Genomic DNA, 16,139 nt, shown 5'->3' on the forward strand with positions numbered 1-16,139 from the left:
CTCAACCGGCGGGGCGCGGATCCGGGCCGTCCCCGGGGTCGGTGGTCCACACCGACCCGGCGGCGACCAGGGAGAGCTCCCGGCTCGTCCCGCCGACGACGACGGCCACGGAGGCGGCGAACTCCCGGCGCGCCAGGATCTGGACCCGGGCGCCGGGGACGATGCCGAGTTCGGCGAAGTAGCGCAGCAGTGCCGGATCGTGGTCGGACACGCGGACGACCTCGGCTGTCTGCCCGTCGGGGAGATCCCGCAGCCGGATCGTGGCCGGCCGGTCCACCCGGCCGGCGCGGTCGGGGATCGGGTCGCCGTGCGGATCGTGCGCGGGGAAGCCGAGCATCGCGTCGATCCGGTCCAGGAACCGGTCGGAGATCGCATGCTCCAGCAGCTCGGCCTCCTCGTCGACCTCGTCCCAGGTGTAGCCGAACCGTTCGACCAGGAGCGTCTCGATCAGCCGGTGTCGGCGGACCATCGGCACCGCGAGCCGGCGACCGGCTTCGGTGAGCGTGGCCGGGCCGTAGGGTTCGTGCTCGATCAGCCCGCGCTTGGCCAGCCGGGCGAGCGCGCCGGTCACCGCGGACGGGACGGTCCCGGTCGCGGCGCTCAGCTCGGCCGGCGTCGCGCCCCGCTGCTCCCACTCCTGCGCCTTCCAGATCAGCCGGAGGTAGTCCTCCTCCACCCGGCTGGTGCGTGCTGCGGACCTGGTCACTCCGCCATCTTCTCAACCACGGCTGCGGTCGGTGCGGTTCCCCCGGTCGGGCCGGTGGCGCCCACCGCCGACGGCGCCGGCGTACCCGCGGGTGCCTGGAACGAGGCCGCGCGCCGGAACGGCGCGGCCAGGGTGGGCAGAATGTCGTGGCGATGGATGATCAGCGCGACCACGGCAATCGCCACCTGGACTCCCGACAGCAGGTAGCGGCCGGTGGTGTCGGTGACAAAGAACTGCACCGCGAAGATCGCCGCGAGCGCGATCGCCGACCAGCGATGGAAGCGCAACGCGATGATGATCGCCACCCCCATCAGGGTCTGGGTGCCGGTGAGCACGAACTCCTCGATCTGGCGGGCATCCAGCGGCAGCGCGGACCCACCGCCGCCGACGGCGTAGGCGATCGGCAGCGACCCGACGAGCAGGCTCCACTGGTTGATCTTCGAGGCGATCAGCGTGCCGATCGCGGCCGCCCCCATCCCGCGCAGGGCGAACACGACCGCGACGATGAACTCCGGCGCCTCGGAGGCGAGCGGGGCCAGCCACTGCACCAGGAAGTACGGATCGAACCCGAGCGTCACGCCGGTGTTGACCAGGCTGGTGGCGAAAGGTTCGGCCGAGGCGAGAATGATCGCCGCGGCGACGACGAACATGCCGACGAAGGTGACCCGACGGGTCCGGGTGGGCAGGTCGGCGATCAACTTGGCGGTCCCGACGAACTCCTCCTCGCCGTCGGCGTGGATCCGGCCCGAACGCCACAGGTAGATCGCGAAGGCGGCGATCAGGAGTACGCCGAACCAGATCGGGATCCGGCCCAGCAGCGGGATCGCGAACGCCAGCACCGCCAGGATCGCCAGATAGCCGACGTCGAAGCGGGAGGTGCGGGGCAGCGCCAGGTAGTCGGTGCGCTCCGGGCTGCGCCGGGGCAGGGCGCGGTTGGCGACCCACACCGCGATCAGCACCACCAGCGGCCAGCCGAAGCCGAGCAGCAGCCGGTTCGAGCCGGTCATGTTCGCTGCCGCATAGTGGGTGTACGCCGGGTCGTGCCCGGCGCGGTAGGCGTAGTAGAGGTCCACCGCGTACTCCGGCAGCACCGCGATCAGCGCCAGGATCGCGATGGCCAGACCACCGGAGATGTCCTTCTGGGCTGCCTCGGCGGCCCACGCCAGCATGAAGGAGGACGCCACGACGGCGGCGCCGAAGATGATCATGTCGAGGACCGGATTCGGGGCGAAGCCGCCGATGCGGAACACGATCGCGGGCGTGGCGATCGCCAGGCACAGCGCGAGCTTGCGGATGAGTGGGCCGGGCATGGGAGCCCCTTTCGGTCGGATGGACCGAAGCGCGCGGAAGCGGTTGCACTTCGGCCACGGTCGTGGCCGAAGGTCTCGCTCGCCCCAGGACTCCCGAGGTGGTGCGCCGGGCGGATCATCGAGATCGCCAGCATGTCGACGCAGCCGCGTACCCGCAGTGCGGGCGGGAACTACTCCCCTTCGCTACCGAGCAGGATTTCACCCGCACCCGCACTTGGTCCAGCGCAATGCCGAAGTTCGTGCGCGCGAAAAGGCCGGTACGCCTAGACCTGGAGTCGGCGGTGCAGCGCCTGGCCCAGTTCCCGGCGCCGCAGCACGATGGTCAGCGCGAGCAGCGCAAGACTGAACCCGACGCAGACCAGGGACGGCAGCGCCACACTCACCCACCCGAAGATCACGAACAGGCCGGGAACCAGGCCGAACAGCAGCACCAGGGCCAGCTTGGCGAGGTGTTCGGCCGGATCCAGCCGGACCACCCAGATCACGATCCCCAGCGCGAGATTGGCCGAGGTGCAGATGGCCGGGATGGCCCAGGTGGTCGCCCAGGCCGGTCCGCCGGTGACCAGGTCCCAGGCGGCCGCGGCCAGTGACAGCAGGACCACCAGCCAGACCACCAGGCTGCCGACGTTGCGGCGCCGGGTCGCGGTGGCCAGGACCACCAGCCACAGGGTCGCCACCGACAGCCAGACGGTCCGTACCGGTCCGACCAGGTCCGGCAGCGCCAGCTGCACCGGGAACGAGGCGACCACGACCGCGACCGAGGCCACGATCAGCAGCCGGCGCAGTTTGCGGCGGTGGAACCGCAGCGGCGCGGCCGGAAAGGCCTCCGGGGCGGCCTGGGTGGCCGGGGTCACCTCGGCGGCGTCCGGGGTCCCGGTCGAGGCGGCCACCAGGCCGACCCGGCACAGTGGGCAGGCCTGCCAGGTTCCCTCCACGTCGGCGCCGCAGGACGGACAGTGCCCGCTCATCGCGGCGCCGCCGCAATTTCGCCCTCGGTGACCCGGGTCACGTTCACCGTGACCGGGATTCCCCGACCGGTGAAGTGCCGGACGAACGCGGCGTGATAGTCGGTCTCGACGAACGGGCTGGTGAAGGAGACCGTCAACTGGTCGCGGTGGCTGATCATGCAGAACTGGGGCCGGATCGCCGAGACATGGAAGAAGATCCGACCGACATGGGCGGCCACCGGTTCGGGCAGGCTGACCCGACCCAGGTTCGACATCGCCGCGGTGGTCCCCCGGTTGGTCAGCCGATTCGCCAGGCTCAGCACCCGGTCCTTCAGCGGCCGCGGGATCACCCGGAGGATCGGGTTGCGCTCGAAGCCGACCAGGCGCCGGATCCGGCGCTCCAGCCACTGCCGGGACAGCGTCGGCCGGAACTGCTCGTCCAGCTCCCGACAGATGTCGCCGAGCACGACGGGCCGGTCGGTACCGGCCTCGGGGAGATGGTGGGTGAGCAGGGTGGTGGCGAAGAAGTTCCGGCCGGAATCGGTCGGAAAGAATTGCCGAAGGTTGATCGGGACCGACACCGTCATCGCTCGCTCCCCGCGGCGGGGCCGGCGGGCCGCGAGCAGCGCGCCGAGGAAGACCGCGGTCAGGTAGATGGTCAGGGAGACCCCTTCGGCGCGGGCCAGCGCGAGCACCGGCTGCACCGGGAGGGTGACCTCGACGACCCGGGTGCGCAGGTCGGGGCTGTGCACGCCGCGGACCCGCATCACCCCGCGCAGCCGGGGCGTACGCCGGCGGGGTCCGGGGGCGGCATCGGGGTCCACCCCGGCCAGTTCCGCGGCCGACTCCGCCGCGCTGGCCGCGTCCGCCGCGAACGAGGTACGCCCGGTCCCGGCCCGGAACCAGTGGGTGTACGCGTCGACGGCGAACTCCTGCTTCACCCCCGGGTCCGGCTGGGCGGCGCCGGCCGCATCGAAGTACTCCGGATGGCGCCGCCCGACGTACTCGGTGAGCAGGTCCTGGAAGAACCACAGCGATCCGGTCCCGTCGGTCAGCGCATGGAAGATCTCCAGGGAGATCCGGCGTCCCCGGTAGAGCACCCGGAACAGCAGTTCCCGGCTGTCGAAGCGATACAGGTGGGTGACCGTCGGCGCATCATCGGCGACCACGGTGGGGGTCCGCGCCGACTCCTGCAGGTAGTACCAGAACACCCCGCGGCGCAGCACGGCCCGGAACAACGGGTACTGCTCGAAGACCACGTCCAGGGCCTGTTGCAGCACGGCCGGATCGATCTCCTCGTCCAGTTCGGCGCTCAGCCGAAAGACCTTGGTGTCGATCTGGTTGCGCGCGGCCAGGAAGATGTTGGCGGAGTTGTCGAGCCGGACCCACTTCATGTGTCCTCATCGGCCAGGAACAGCACCACGTGGTCATAGCCCTCCTGCACCGGGCGGGCGATCCGGGGCAGGCTGATGAAGCCGTGCAGGGCGCCGGCGACCCGCTCGACCCGGGCGGGGGTGCCGGCCGCCTGCAGGGCCGCCCCGAAGGCTTCCCCCTCATCGCGCAGCAGGTCGAGTTCCGCGGTCACGATGAGCGTACGCGGGAGGCCGGACAGATCGGGCGCCGCCAACGGGGAGACCAGCGGATCCGTACGCCGGTCGGGATCGGGCTGATACATCGCGACGTAGTCATCGACCTCGGCGTTGGTCAGCCGCAGCCCGGTCCCGTATTCGCGGACCGAATCGTACGGGCTGGTCTGCGGGTCGTGGTCCCACTGGGTGACCGGATAGAACAGGATCTGGGCCCCGGGCAGCGCGCTCCCCTCGGCCCGCAGCACCAGGCTGACCGCCGCGGCCAGGTTTCCGCCGGCGGAGTCGCCGATCAGGATCACCTCTTCCGGTCCCCGGGCGCCCAGCAGCGACGGCTCGGCGAGCAGGCGTTCGGTGACCCGCAGGCAGTCGTTGAGCCCGGCCGGGAACGGGTGTTCGGGGGCCAGCCGGTAGTCGACCGAGCAGACCACCCGGCCGGTGAGTTCGGCCATCGTGGTGCAGGTGGTGGTGTAGCTGTCCACGTCCCCGATCACCCAGCCACCACCGTGGAAGAACACCAGCACCTCCCGGTGGATGCGCACCTTGGGCAGGAAGATCCGGACCCGGATGTCGTGCCCGTCGGCACCCCGCACGGTGGTGTCGTGCAGCCGCGGCGACGGCAACCGGGGTCGGGACAGGGCGCGTTGGGCGAGGCGGACCATCCGGTAGTCCTCCCGCATACTGATCCGCGGAGCGGCGAACAGGCTCAGCACCGCACTGACCGGCCGAGGAACCTTCATCGGGCGAAGACTCCGGCCGCCTCCAACTGCGCCGACAGGGCGAGCAGGCGGGCCTCGTCGAACAGTTTCCCGGTCAGCATGGCGCCGAAGGGCAGGACGACCCCGTCGATCGCGGCGGTGTGCACCGGCAGGCTGATCGCGGGCCAGCCGGTGATGTTGAACACCGAGGTCCACGGGGTGAAGCGGGTCTGGTCCGCGAAGTCGCGGGCCGGGTCCGCGTCGTTGCGCAGTTCGCCGATCCGGGCCGGTGGCTGCGCCAGGGTCGGCATGATCACCACGTCGAAGTCGGCCCAGGCCTCGGCCGCGCCGCGGGTGGTCTGTTGCGCGGAGTTGACCGCCCGGGCGTACGTGTCGCCGCTGATGGTGCGCCCCTTGTCCCGCAGCCAGCGGGTCAGCGGGCGCAGCAGGTGCTCGTTCTCCGGCGGGACCGGGGCACCCAGCGCCCCGACGGCCCAGATCGCCTCGAAGGCGTCCCACTGTTCGGCCGGGAACGGGACAGGGGCCGGTTCCAGCCGGTGGCCGAGGTCGGCCAGGGCCTGCGCGGTCTTCGCGACGGCCACCTTCGCCTCCGGGTGGACCGGCGCGTCGGCAGCGATCACCGGATCGGTCAGCACCCCGACCCGCAGCGGTGCGACCGGCACGTCACAGGCGGCCAGGAAGCTCGCCTCCCGCGGCGCGGTGAAGGTGTCCCCCGGCCAGCGGTGCGCCAGCACGTCCAGGGCGGCCGCGGTGTCGCGTACGGTCCGGGTGAGTACGCCGGCGGTGCTCAGCGCCACCCCGTCCACGCCCAGGGGTCCGGGGCTGACCCGGCCCCGGCTGGGTTTGAGGCCGACCAGGCCACAGCACGCGGCCGGGATGCGGATCGAGCCGCCGCCGTCGGAGGCCTGGGCGATCGGGACGATCTGCGTCGCCACCGCCACCGCGGCACCGCCGGAGGAGCCGCCCGCGGTCCGGGTCGGGTCGTAGGGCGTCCGGGCCGGTCGCTGATTCTCCGGTTCGGTGTAGCAGGGCAGCCCGAACTCCGGGGTGGTGGTCTTCCCGAGCGCCACCGTCCCGGCCTCCGCGAGCAGGCGGACGATCCCGTCGTCGGCCTGCGGCAGATACTCCGGCAGAGCCGGGCTGCCGAACCGGGTCGGCATCCCGACCACTTGGTTCAGGTCCTTGATCGGCAGCGGTACGCCGAACAGCGGGCCGGGGGTGAAGTCCGGGCGATCCAGCAGTTCCTGCAGCGCTCGGGCCCGGGTGGTGGCCCAGTCGGGGGCCAGATGGACGAAGGCACCGAGTTCGTCGGCCGCGGCGCGCCGCAGGGCGGCCTCGGTCACCTCCGGGATCGACAACTCCCGGCGCCGAATCGTGGCAGCCAGGTCCAGGGCACTCAGCGCGGCAAGGTCAGCATCGTCCATGGCCCCAGTGTTCCAGTTGCCCCACTACTGCGAGCGGGTGACCACCTGATCGCACAGTTCCAGCAGCGCCGACTTCGCCGGCCCTTGCGGCAGCGGGCTGAGGATTTCCCGGGCGATCGCGGCCCGGCGCTCCACCTCGGCCCGGGCGCGGGCGATCGCCGGGTGCAGCCGCAACCGGCGCAGCGCCTCGGCGTGGGCGGCCTCCTCGTGCGGGGCCGCGGCGATCAGGGCCTTGAGCTCGTCGTCGGCGGGGTCCACCGAGGCGCGGACCAACAGGGTCGGCAGGGTCCACACCCCTTCGCGCAGGTCGGTGCCGGGGGTCTTGCCGGTGGCGTCGGAGGTGATGTCGATCAGGTCGTCGGAGAGCTGGAAGACCATCCCGATCTCGGCGCCGAAGCGCCGCAACGCCTCCACGGTCTCGGCCGGGGCCCGCGACACCATGGCTCCGAACATCGCCGAGGCCTCGATCAGCGAGCCGGTCTTGTCCTCCAGCACCTGCAGGTAATGCCCCAGCGGGTCGGCGTCCTCGCTCGGGCCGACGGTTTCGGCGATCTGGCCCTGGACCAGCCGCGCGAACGTCTTGGCCTGCAGACTGACGAACTCGGTGCCGAGTTCGGCGACGGTGCTGGAGGCCCGGGCGAACAGGAAATCGCCGACCATGATCGCCACCGAGTTCTGCCAGCGCCGGTTCGCCGCCGGCGCCCCGCGCCGGGTGTCGGCATCGTCCATGACGTCATCGTGGTACAGGCTCGCCACATGGGTGAGTTCCATCACCAGCGCCGCGCGGACCAGATCGTCGCGATCGGGTTCCTCCCCGAACTGCGCGGACAGGATCACCAGCAGCGGCCGGAACCGCTTGCCCCCGGCGGAGATGATGTGCTGCGCGGCCTCGGTGACCATCGGGGTATCGGCGGTGGCAGTGGCCAGCAGCCGCTCCTCGATCACCCCCAGCAGCGACCGAACCTGCTCGGTGAAGGCGGGATCGCCAACAGCGTCGGCGCGAACGGCCTCGGAATGGGGCAGCACGCTTCTCCTCTCGGCGGTGGCCGCGAGCGCGCTCAGCGGATAAAGCTCGGCGCCAGGGCAACCAGGTTCAATACCGGTCCGGGCAGAATACCCAGAATCACGGTGGCAAGGCATCCTACCGCGACCGTGGTGAGGGTCAGCCAACTCGGCATCACCACGCGAGTGTCGGAATCGGGTTCGGTGAAGAACATCACCACGATCACCCGCAGGTAGAAGAACGCCGCGATCAGCGACATCAGCACCGCCACGACGACGAGCCAGGCGTACCCACCCTGCCAGGCGGCCACGAAGACCGACCACTTGCCGATGAAGCCACCGGTCAGCGGGATCCCGGCGAAGCTCAGCAGGAAGATCGCGAACACCGAGGCCACGATCGGGCTCTTGCGGGCCAGGCCGCGCCAGCCGGCCAGGTCGGTCACCTCGCCGTTGTCGTCGCGGACCATGGTCACCACTGCGAAGGCGCCCAGCGTCCCGATACCGTACGCCAGCAGGTAGAACACGATCGCCGAGACCGAGCTCAACTGCCCCGCCCGGACCATGCCGTTCTCCGGCTGTGCGGCACCGGTCACCGCGGTCAGCACGAAGCCGGCGTGGGCGATCGCGGAGTAGGCCAGCATCCGCTTCACGTCGGTCTGGGTGACCGCGAGGATCGCACCGACCGCCATCGTGAGCACCGCGATCACGGCCAGCAGCGGCTGCCAGTTCCACGACTGCGCACCCAGAGCGACGTAGAACACCCGCAGCATCCCGGCGAAGCCGGCGACCTTGGTGCAGGCGGCCATGAAGCCGGTGACCGCGGTCGGGGACCCCTGGTATACGTCGGGGGTCCAGGAGTGGAACGGCACCGCGCTCACCTTGAACAGCAGTCCGACCGCGATCAGCCCCATGCCGGCCAGCAGCAGCCCGTCGTGCAGGCCGCCCTGGTAGCCGTGGTTGGCGTCGATCGCGTCCGCGATCCCGCCCAGGGTCAGGCTGCCGGAGTAGCCGTACAGCAGCGCAATGCCGTACAGGAAGATCGCCGAGGACATCGCGCCCAGCAGGAAGTACTTCAGCGAAGCCTCCTGCGACTGCAGCCGTCGCCGCCGGGCCATGCCGGCCATCAGGTACAGCGGCAGGGACATGATCTCCAGGCCGACGAACAGCGTCAGCAGGTCGTTGCTGGTCGCGAAGACCACCATGCCGAGCAGGGCGAAGGTGAACAGCGGGAAGATCTCGGTGTGCTCGTTGCGGGCCGCGATCGCCTCCCGTTCGGCCGGGCTGCCCGGGGTGGCCGCAGCCTGCGCGGTGAACGCGGAGACCCCGTTGCCGAGTTTGCGTTCCCCGATCACCAGGACGGCGAACAGGCCGAGCACCAGCAGCAGGATGGTGAACATCAGGCCCGGACCGTCGACCGCGATCGAGCCGACGGCGACCTTGATGCCGGGGTTCAGCGAGCTGCCCTGCTGGGTGGCGGTGCCCTGGTTGTACGCCGACAGCGCCGGTGCCAGCCGCACCAGGTTCGCGATCGCGGCGGCCAGGGCGGCCAGGATGGTGAGGATCCCCAGCGCGAGCTGCAGATTGAACCGGACCCGGCGGGGCGCGAAGGCCTCGACCAGCACCTGGACGCAGGCCATCGCGAACAGGATGATCAGCGGCAGCAGCTCGACATAGCCGAGTGCGGGAGCCGGAAGACCGTTCATCAGTTGTTCCCCTTCAGCGTCGGGGTCGGATCAGCCAATCCGACTTGGTGCATCGTGGTCGCGGCGGTGTCGGCGATCGGCGCCAGCAGCGGCTGCGGGAAGAACCCGAAGAACAGCAGCAGCGCGATCAGCGGTCCGACCGCGATCCGTTCCCGCCAGGAGAGGTCCCGGCGAGTATCGGCGCCGAAGGTGTTGACCACCTGGTCGGTGACCGGCCCGGTGAATACCTTCTGATAGGTCCCCAGGATGTACATCGCCGACAGCACCACGCCGATGCTGGAGATCCCGGCCAGGATCGGATGGCGGGCGAAGGAGCCGGCGATCACCATGAACTCGGCGACGAAGCTGGAGAACCCGGGCAGCGCCAGGGAGGACAGGCCGCCGATCAGGAACACCGCGGCCAACATCGGGGCCACCTTCTGCACCCCGCCGTACGCCGCGATCTCCGCGGTCCCCCGGCGCCGGACCAGGAAGCCGGCGGCGAGGAAGAGGATCGCGGTGGAGAAGGCGTGCCCGAACATGTAGAACATGGCACCGCTCAGCGAGACGGTGGTGAAGGAGAAGATCCCGATCACGATGAAGCCGAAGTGGCTCACCGAGGTGAACGCGATCATCCGCATCAGGTTCTTCTGCGCGATCGCGGCCATCGCCCCCCAGATCATCGAGATCAGGCCGAGCAGCACCATGATCTGGCCGGCCTGTCGGCTGGCGTCGGGGAACAGTTCCAGGCAGACCCGGATCATGCCGAAGGTGCCGAGTTTGTCCAGCACGCCGACCAGCAGCGCCGAGCTGCCCGGCGTACCCTCCTCGGCCGCGTCCGGCAGCCAGGTGTGGAAGGGCACCATCGGGTTCTTCAGCGCGAACGCGATCAGGAAGCAGACGAAGATCGCCATCCCGAAGCCGTTGTTGAAGTCGACCAGGCGCAGGTCGGAGTAGAGCAGGCTCAGGGTTCCCTGCCTGGCCGACATCGCCCCGGCACCGACCACCGCGGCCAGCATAATCAGACCGCCGCCCAGGCCGAACAGCAGGAATTTGATCGCGGCGTACCCGCGTCGCTTGCCGCCGAAGCCACCGATCAGGAAGTACATCGGGATCAGCGTCGCCTCGAAGAAGACGTAGAACAGCAGCAGGTCGTTGGCCAGGAACGCGAACAGCGCCAGCGACTCGGTCACCAGGACCAGGGCGAAGTAGATCCGGGCGGACCACTTGTCGTCCAGGTCGACGGTGTTCCACTCGGCAATCAGCAGGAACGGGACCAGGATCACCGTGGCCAGCACCATCACCAGCGCCAGCCCGTCGACCGGGCCGAGCGCCCAGTGCGCGCCGAACGTCTTGATCCAGACCAGGGTCTCGGAGAAGTCGCGGCCACCGACGGTGGCCAGCAGGGCGGTCACCACACCGAGCACCAGCGTCGCCAGCGCGAAGACCAGCCCGACCTGGCGGGCCATCGGCTTCGGCACGATCAGCAGCACCGCCGCCCCGAACAGGGGCAGCACGGCGAGGACCGTCAGCAGGGGAAAACTCACGTCGACTCCTCCCTCAGGCCAACTGGCCGAGGATCAGTACCAGGCCGACCACGATGACGCCGGCCGTCATGGTCACTGCATAGCTACGGACATATCCGGTCTGGGCACGTTTGAGCTGGGTGGACAGGCCACCGATCACGCCGGCACTGCCGACCGCGACGCCGTCGATGATCCCCTCGTCGGCCTTGGCCACCCCCTCGGTCCCGGCCAGGAACGGGTGGACCACCGCGGCGTTGTTGATCGCATCGCCGTAGAGGTCGTTGCGCCCGATCTGCTCGGCCAGGTTCGGCCGCGGCGCCTCCAGCGGAATGTCCCGGTTGCGGCCGAAGACCAGCCAGCCCAGGCCGATACCGATGGCGACCAGGACCAGGGTGATCCAGGCCAGCGGGTTGGTGAAAGCCTCGATCAGCCCCTCGCCGAAGGTGACCTCGTGCGGGTGCGCCGGGTCGGTGACCGGATGCAGCCACTGGCCGATCCAGTGGTTCATCAGCAGGCCGGCCCCGATCGAGAACAGCGCCAGCACGATCAGCGGAATGGTCATCGTCAGCGGCGACTCGTGCGGGTGCCGGACCGGGAGCCGGTTCGGGTTGGCCTCCTGCGGCTCGACCCAGCGGCGCTTGCCGTAGAAGGTGAGCAGCATCATCCGGGTCATGTAGTACGCGGTGATCAGGGCACCGATCATCGCGCAGATGCCGATCACCGGGTTGTACCCGAACGCGGCCACGATGATGTGGTCCTTGGAGAAGAAGCCGGAGAACAGCGGGAAGCCGATGATCGCCAGGTAGCCCATCGCGAAGGTCACCGTGGTGATCCGCATGAACTTGGCCAGCCCGCCCATCCGACGCATGTTCACGTCGTCGTCCATCCCGTGCATCACCGAGCCGGCGCCGAGGAACATGTTGGCCTTGAAGAAGCCGTGGGTCAGCAGATGGAAGATCGCGTACGCGTACGCCGGCCCCCCGATCCCGGCGGCCATCATCATGTAGCCGATCTGGGACATCGTGGATCCGGCCAGGGCCTTCTTGATGTCGTCCTTGGAGGTACCGATCCAGGCACCGGCGAGCATGGTCACCGTGCCGACGATCACCACCCCGGTCGCCGCGGCCGGCGCATGGTCGAAGATCGCCCCCGAGCGGGTGATCACATAGACCCCAGCGGTCACCATGGTCGCGGCGTGGATCAGGGCCGAGACCGGGGTCGGGCCCTCCATCGCGTCCAGCAGCCAGGCCTGCAGCGGAACCTGGGCCGACTTGCCGCAGGCGCCCAGCAGCAGGAAGAAGCCGATCAGGGTCGCGGTCGCCACCGGGATCCGGTTCGCCGCGGCGAAGACCTCGCTGTACTGGACCGACCCGACGGTGGTGAACAGCAGCGACATCGCCAGGATCACCCCGAGGTCACCGATCCGGTTCATCACGAAGGCCTTCTTGCCGGCCGCGGCCGCGGCGGGCCGCTCCTGCCAGAAGGAGATCAGCAGGTAGGAGGCCAGGCCCACCCCCTCCCAGCCGAAGAACATCAGCAGGTAGGAGTCGGCGGTGACCAGCAGCAGCATCGCGGCAATGAACAGGTTCAGGTACCCGAAGAACCGGCTGCGGCGCTCGTCGTGGGCCATGTACCCGATCGAGTAGATGTGGATCAGCGAACCGACGCCGGTGATCAGCAGGATGAACAGCACCGAGAGCTGATCGATCAGCAGCCCGAAGGTGACGTGCCAGGTGCCCACGTCGATCAGGGTGTAGACCGGTACGTCGGTGGCGCGCTGCTCGGCCGGGGCGAGGAACATCTCGGCGAACAGGCAGGCGCCGTAGACGAAGGAGGCCAGGGCCACGGCGGTCCCGAGCCAGTGGCCCCACTTCTTCGCCGCGCTGCCGAGCAGCAGCAGGATGGTGGCGCCGGCCAGCGGGATCGCAATGAGCAGCCAGGCGTAGGAGAACATGATCGTGTGCGACAGGTCCATCGTCATTCCCTCAGAACTTCAGCAGGCTCGCGTCATCGACCGAGGCCGAGCGACGGGTACGGAAGATGGACACGATGATCGCCAGCCCGACCACGACCTCGGCCGCGGCGACCACCATCACGAAGAACGCGAAGATCTGCCCGTCCAGGACGAAGCCGGAGTTCCCCGCGTGCATGTTGGAGAAGGTCACCAGGGCCAGATTGGACGCGTTCAGCATCAGCTCGATGGACATGAACGCGACCAGCGCATTGCGGCGGACCATCACGCCGAAGATCCCGATGGAGAACAGGATCGCCGACAGGATCAGGTAGTTCTCGGGACTCACTGCTCGTCCTTCCGCTGGTCGGCCGGGCCGGGCTCGGTCGCGTCCGGTGTCCCGGTACCCCGGTCGAGTTCGCCGGCGGTGCCGGCGGGCCCCGATTCCAGGGCCGCGGCGCCGGGATGGTTGGTGATGATCGGGTCGCCGCCGTCGATGGCCGCGCGGACCCGATCCGCGGCGGCCGCGATCTGGTGGACGTCGGCCACACTGCCCCGGGCGGCCAGGGTCGGCGAGATCGAGGTCTCCGCGATCGAGCCGTCGGGCAGCAGCGCCGGCGCGTCGATCGCGTTGTGCCGGGCGTACACCCCCGGCGCGGGCAGGGCACCCGGGTGTTCGCCGGTCTCGGCGTACCTGCGCATCCGCTGTTCGGCCAGGCTGCGCTGGCTGATCTTCTCCACGAACCGCTCCCGGTGCGCCAGCACCATCGCGCCGACGGCGGCGACGATCAGCAGCGCGGAGGTGAGCTCGAACACGAAGACGTAGCGGACGAACACGAAGTACGCGATCTGCCCGATCGTGTCCTGGGCCTGGAAGGTGCTGAGCTGGACCGGCAGTTCGGGGCTGCTCAGCGGCAGCTTGTTCCCGATCATCACCTGGCCGGCGGCCAGCACGACCAGGATCACGAACCCGACCGCGGCCAGGGTCGCCGCGACCCGCTGGCCCCGGATCGTTTCGACCACCGAGTCGGTGGCATCCACACCGATCAGCATCATCACGAACAGGAACAGCATCAGTACCGCGCCGGTGTAGACGATGATCTGCGCCACCCCGAGGAACGGGGCGTTCAGCGAGAAGTACTGCACCGCGAGGCAGATCATCACTGCCGCCAGACACAGTGCGGAATGGACCGGCTTGCGCAACAGCACCATGCCGATGGCACCGAGAATCATGACCGGGGCGAGGACCCAGAAGGCCACCTCACCCGCGGTCACCATGGGGAGCATCATCAGTGCTTGCCCTTCCTGCTGGAGTCACTGCCGCGTTCTGACTTCTCGTCCTCCGGACGCCAGGAGGCCTTCCACGACTTGCCCTTGAGATCGGGCACCGGGACCGGGATGTTCTCCACCGTGGCCGGGTCCGGCGACGGCGGCAGAGCCAGGAAGTAGTCCTTCTCGTCATCGCCGAGGCGACGCGGGTGGGGCGGCTCCTCCATCCCGGGCAGCAACGGGGCGAGCAGATCCTGCTTCTCGTAGATCATGTCGGCCCGGGTGTAGTCCGACAGCCGGAACTCGTGGGTCATCGTCAGGGCCCGGGTCGGGCAGGCCTCCACGCACAACCCGCACAGGATGCAGCGCAGATAGTTGATCTGATAGACCCGGCCGTACCGCTCGCCGGGCGAGACGTTGTTGCCCTCGACGTTGTCGGCACCCTCGACGTAGATCGCGTCCGCGGGGCAGGCCCAGGCGCACAGCTCGCACCCGACGCACTTCTCCAGCCCGTCGGGCCAGCGGTTCAGCTGGTGCCGGCCGTGGAAGCGGGGCTTGACCGTACGCGGCCCGGCCGGGTACGCCTCGGTGAACTTCTTGCGGAAGATCGTCCGGAAGGTGACGCCGAAACCGGCCCAGTCATCCAGAAATCCCATCAGGAATCAGCCCTCTCCTCAGTGCCCCGGGTCTCGGTCTCACCCGGGACGACCCCGGCCAGTTCCGGCACCTGTTGGCCGGGCATCGGTGGTACGGGGTAGCCGCCGGCGTACGGGTCGAACGGGGTTGCCGACAGCGCGGCACTGTCGGCTTCCTCCTCGGCATCGGGTTCCTTGCGGAAGCCGTCGATCACCAGGACCAGCAGCAGCACCACCGCGGCAGCCCCGAGCAGGATCAGCACGTTGTTGCCCTGCATCAGCCGGACCAGGGCGACCAGCATGATCCACACCAGCGAGACCGGGATCAGCACCTTCCAGCCCAGCGCCATGAACTGGTCGTAGCGGAAGCGGGGCAGCGAACCGCGCAGCCAGACGAACAGGCAGATGCACAGCACGAGTTTGAGGGTGAGCCAGATCGGCTGCAGCCAGGCGTTCTGGATCACGTAGTCGTTCAGCCAGCCGATGTTCAGCGAGGCGATCGCCCGCTCGAACGGGAAGTGGTAGCCACCCAGGAACAGGGTCACGACCACCGCGGAGACGTTGACCATGTTCAGGTACTCCGCGAGGAAGAACATCGCGAAGCGGAAGCCGGAGTACTCGGTGTGGAAGCCACCGACCAGTTCGGACTCACACTCGGGCAGGTCGAACGGGGCGCGGTTGGTCTCCCCGACCATCGCGATCAGGTAGATCACGAAGGAGGGCAGCAGCAGGAACCAGAACCAGCCCTCCACCGGGATGGTGAAGCCGGCGATCTGGATCGGCTGCTGCTGGGCGTTGACGATGTCGGAGGTCGCCATCGAGCCGGCGTACATGAAGACCGCCACGAAGGACAGGCCCATCGCCAGTTCGTAGGAGATCATCTGGGCGCTGGAGCGCAGGCCGCCCAGCAGCGAGTACGACGAGCCCGAGGACCAGCCGGCCAGCACCACGCCGTAGATGCCGACCGAGGCCAGCGCCAGGATGACCAGCACACTGACCGGGGTATCGGTCAGTTGGAGGACGGTCTCCTCCCCGAAGATGGTGACCTTTCCACCGAACGGGATGACCGCCATGATCGAGAAGGCCGGGATGCCGATCAGGTACGGGGCCAGGTTGAACACCCACTTGTCGGAGTTCTTCGGACGGAAGTCCTCCTTCAGCATCAGCTTCATCCCGTCGCCCAGGGACTGACCCCAGCCGTTGGGACCGTTGAAGCTCGGGCCGATCCGGTCCTGCATCTTGGCCACCAGCTTGCGCTCGAAGACCACGTTGAACAGGGCCCACAGCAGCAGGTAGACCAGCAGTACGACGGCCTTGAGCAGGTACATCCACCACGGATCGTCACGCAACAGCGCACTGACTTCGGCACTGGTCAGCATCGG

At 69.1% G+C, this 16,139-nt stretch carries 14 protein-coding genes; all 14 read right to left on the bottom strand.

Going from position 1 to position 16,139, the window contains the following annotated elements; translation table 11 throughout:
• Window position 1 precedes the first annotated feature (1 nt).
• Window positions 2-706 (bottom strand): metal-dependent transcriptional regulator, encoded by a 705-nt coding sequence (locus tag G531_RS22865; RefSeq protein WP_051215539.1) that lies wholly within the window; start codon window positions 704-706, stop codon window positions 2-4.
• A complete protein-coding gene (locus G531_RS22870; protein WP_051215540.1) occupies window positions 703-2,016 on the bottom strand; it encodes a sodium:proton exchanger in 1,314 nt (437 codons plus the stop codon). The genes G531_RS22865 and G531_RS22870 overlap by 4 nt, the downstream gene beginning before the upstream one ends.
• Before the next feature lie 263 nt (window positions 2,017-2,279).
• Window positions 2,280-2,984, bottom strand: coding sequence for a DUF6320 domain-containing protein (locus tag G531_RS22875; protein WP_145978754.1), 705 nt, complete (start codon window positions 2,982-2,984; stop codon window positions 2,280-2,282).
• Window positions 2,981-4,357: a hypothetical protein gene (locus tag G531_RS0114545; RefSeq protein WP_026927811.1), complete on the bottom strand. Its 1,377-nt coding sequence runs from the start codon at window positions 4,355-4,357 to the stop codon at window positions 2,981-2,983. The genes G531_RS22875 and G531_RS0114545 overlap by 4 nt, the downstream gene beginning before the upstream one ends.
• Window positions 4,354-5,289 (bottom strand): alpha/beta hydrolase, encoded by a 936-nt coding sequence (locus tag G531_RS0114550; protein WP_026927812.1) that lies wholly within the window; start codon window positions 5,287-5,289, stop codon window positions 4,354-4,356. The genes G531_RS0114545 and G531_RS0114550 overlap by 4 nt, the downstream gene beginning before the upstream one ends.
• On the bottom strand, window positions 5,286-6,692 hold the full coding sequence (locus G531_RS0114555; protein ID WP_026927813.1) for an amidase: 1,407 nt from the start codon (window positions 6,690-6,692) through the stop codon (window positions 5,286-5,288). Before G531_RS0114555 ends, G531_RS0114550 begins: the two co-directional genes overlap by 4 nt.
• Before the next feature lie 24 nt (window positions 6,693-6,716).
• Window positions 6,717-7,646, bottom strand: a complete 930-nt coding sequence (locus G531_RS0114560; protein ID WP_373277317.1) for a polyprenyl synthetase family protein — start codon at window positions 7,644-7,646, stop codon at window positions 6,717-6,719.
• Window positions 7,647-7,750: 104 nt separating this feature from the next.
• A complete protein-coding gene (nuoN, locus tag G531_RS0114565; RefSeq protein ID WP_026927815.1) occupies window positions 7,751-9,397 on the bottom strand; it encodes an NADH-quinone oxidoreductase subunit NuoN in 1,647 nt (548 codons plus the stop codon).
• Complete coding sequence (locus G531_RS0114570; RefSeq protein ID WP_026927816.1) at window positions 9,397-10,923, bottom strand: NADH-quinone oxidoreductase subunit M; 1,527 nt, start codon at window positions 10,921-10,923, stop codon at window positions 9,397-9,399. Before G531_RS0114570 ends, nuoN begins: the two co-directional genes overlap by 1 nt.
• A gap of 13 nt (window positions 10,924-10,936) precedes the next feature.
• Complete coding sequence (gene nuoL / locus G531_RS0114575; protein ID WP_026927817.1) at window positions 10,937-12,877, bottom strand: NADH-quinone oxidoreductase subunit L; 1,941 nt, start codon at window positions 12,875-12,877, stop codon at window positions 10,937-10,939.
• Window positions 12,878-12,887: 10 nt separating this feature from the next.
• Window positions 12,888-13,202 carry an NADH-quinone oxidoreductase subunit NuoK gene (gene nuoK, locus G531_RS0114580; RefSeq protein ID WP_026927818.1) on the bottom strand — a complete coding sequence of 105 codons (315 nt, stop codon included), beginning with the start codon at window positions 13,200-13,202 and terminating at the stop codon, window positions 12,888-12,890.
• Entirely contained in the window at window positions 13,199-14,140 is a 942-nt protein-coding gene (locus tag G531_RS22880) for an NADH-quinone oxidoreductase subunit J (RefSeq protein ID WP_081684155.1), read from the bottom strand. The genes nuoK and G531_RS22880 overlap by 4 nt, the downstream gene beginning before the upstream one ends.
• Before the next feature lie 2 nt (window positions 14,141-14,142).
• Window positions 14,143-14,769, bottom strand: a complete 627-nt coding sequence (gene nuoI / locus G531_RS22885) for an NADH-quinone oxidoreductase subunit NuoI (protein WP_428829752.1) — start codon at window positions 14,767-14,769, stop codon at window positions 14,143-14,145.
• An 8-nt stretch (window positions 14,770-14,777) separates the two neighbouring features.
• On the bottom strand, window positions 14,778-16,136 hold the full coding sequence (gene nuoH / locus G531_RS22890; protein ID WP_051215543.1) for an NADH-quinone oxidoreductase subunit NuoH: 1,359 nt from the start codon (window positions 16,134-16,136) through the stop codon (window positions 14,778-14,780).
• Window positions 16,137-16,139 lie beyond the last annotated feature (3 nt).

This window comes from Granulicoccus phenolivorans DSM 17626 = NBRC 107789 = JCM 15570, from assembly GCF_000423085.1.
GTDB lineage: Bacteria > Actinomycetota > Actinomycetes > Propionibacteriales > Propionibacteriaceae > Granulicoccus > Granulicoccus phenolivorans.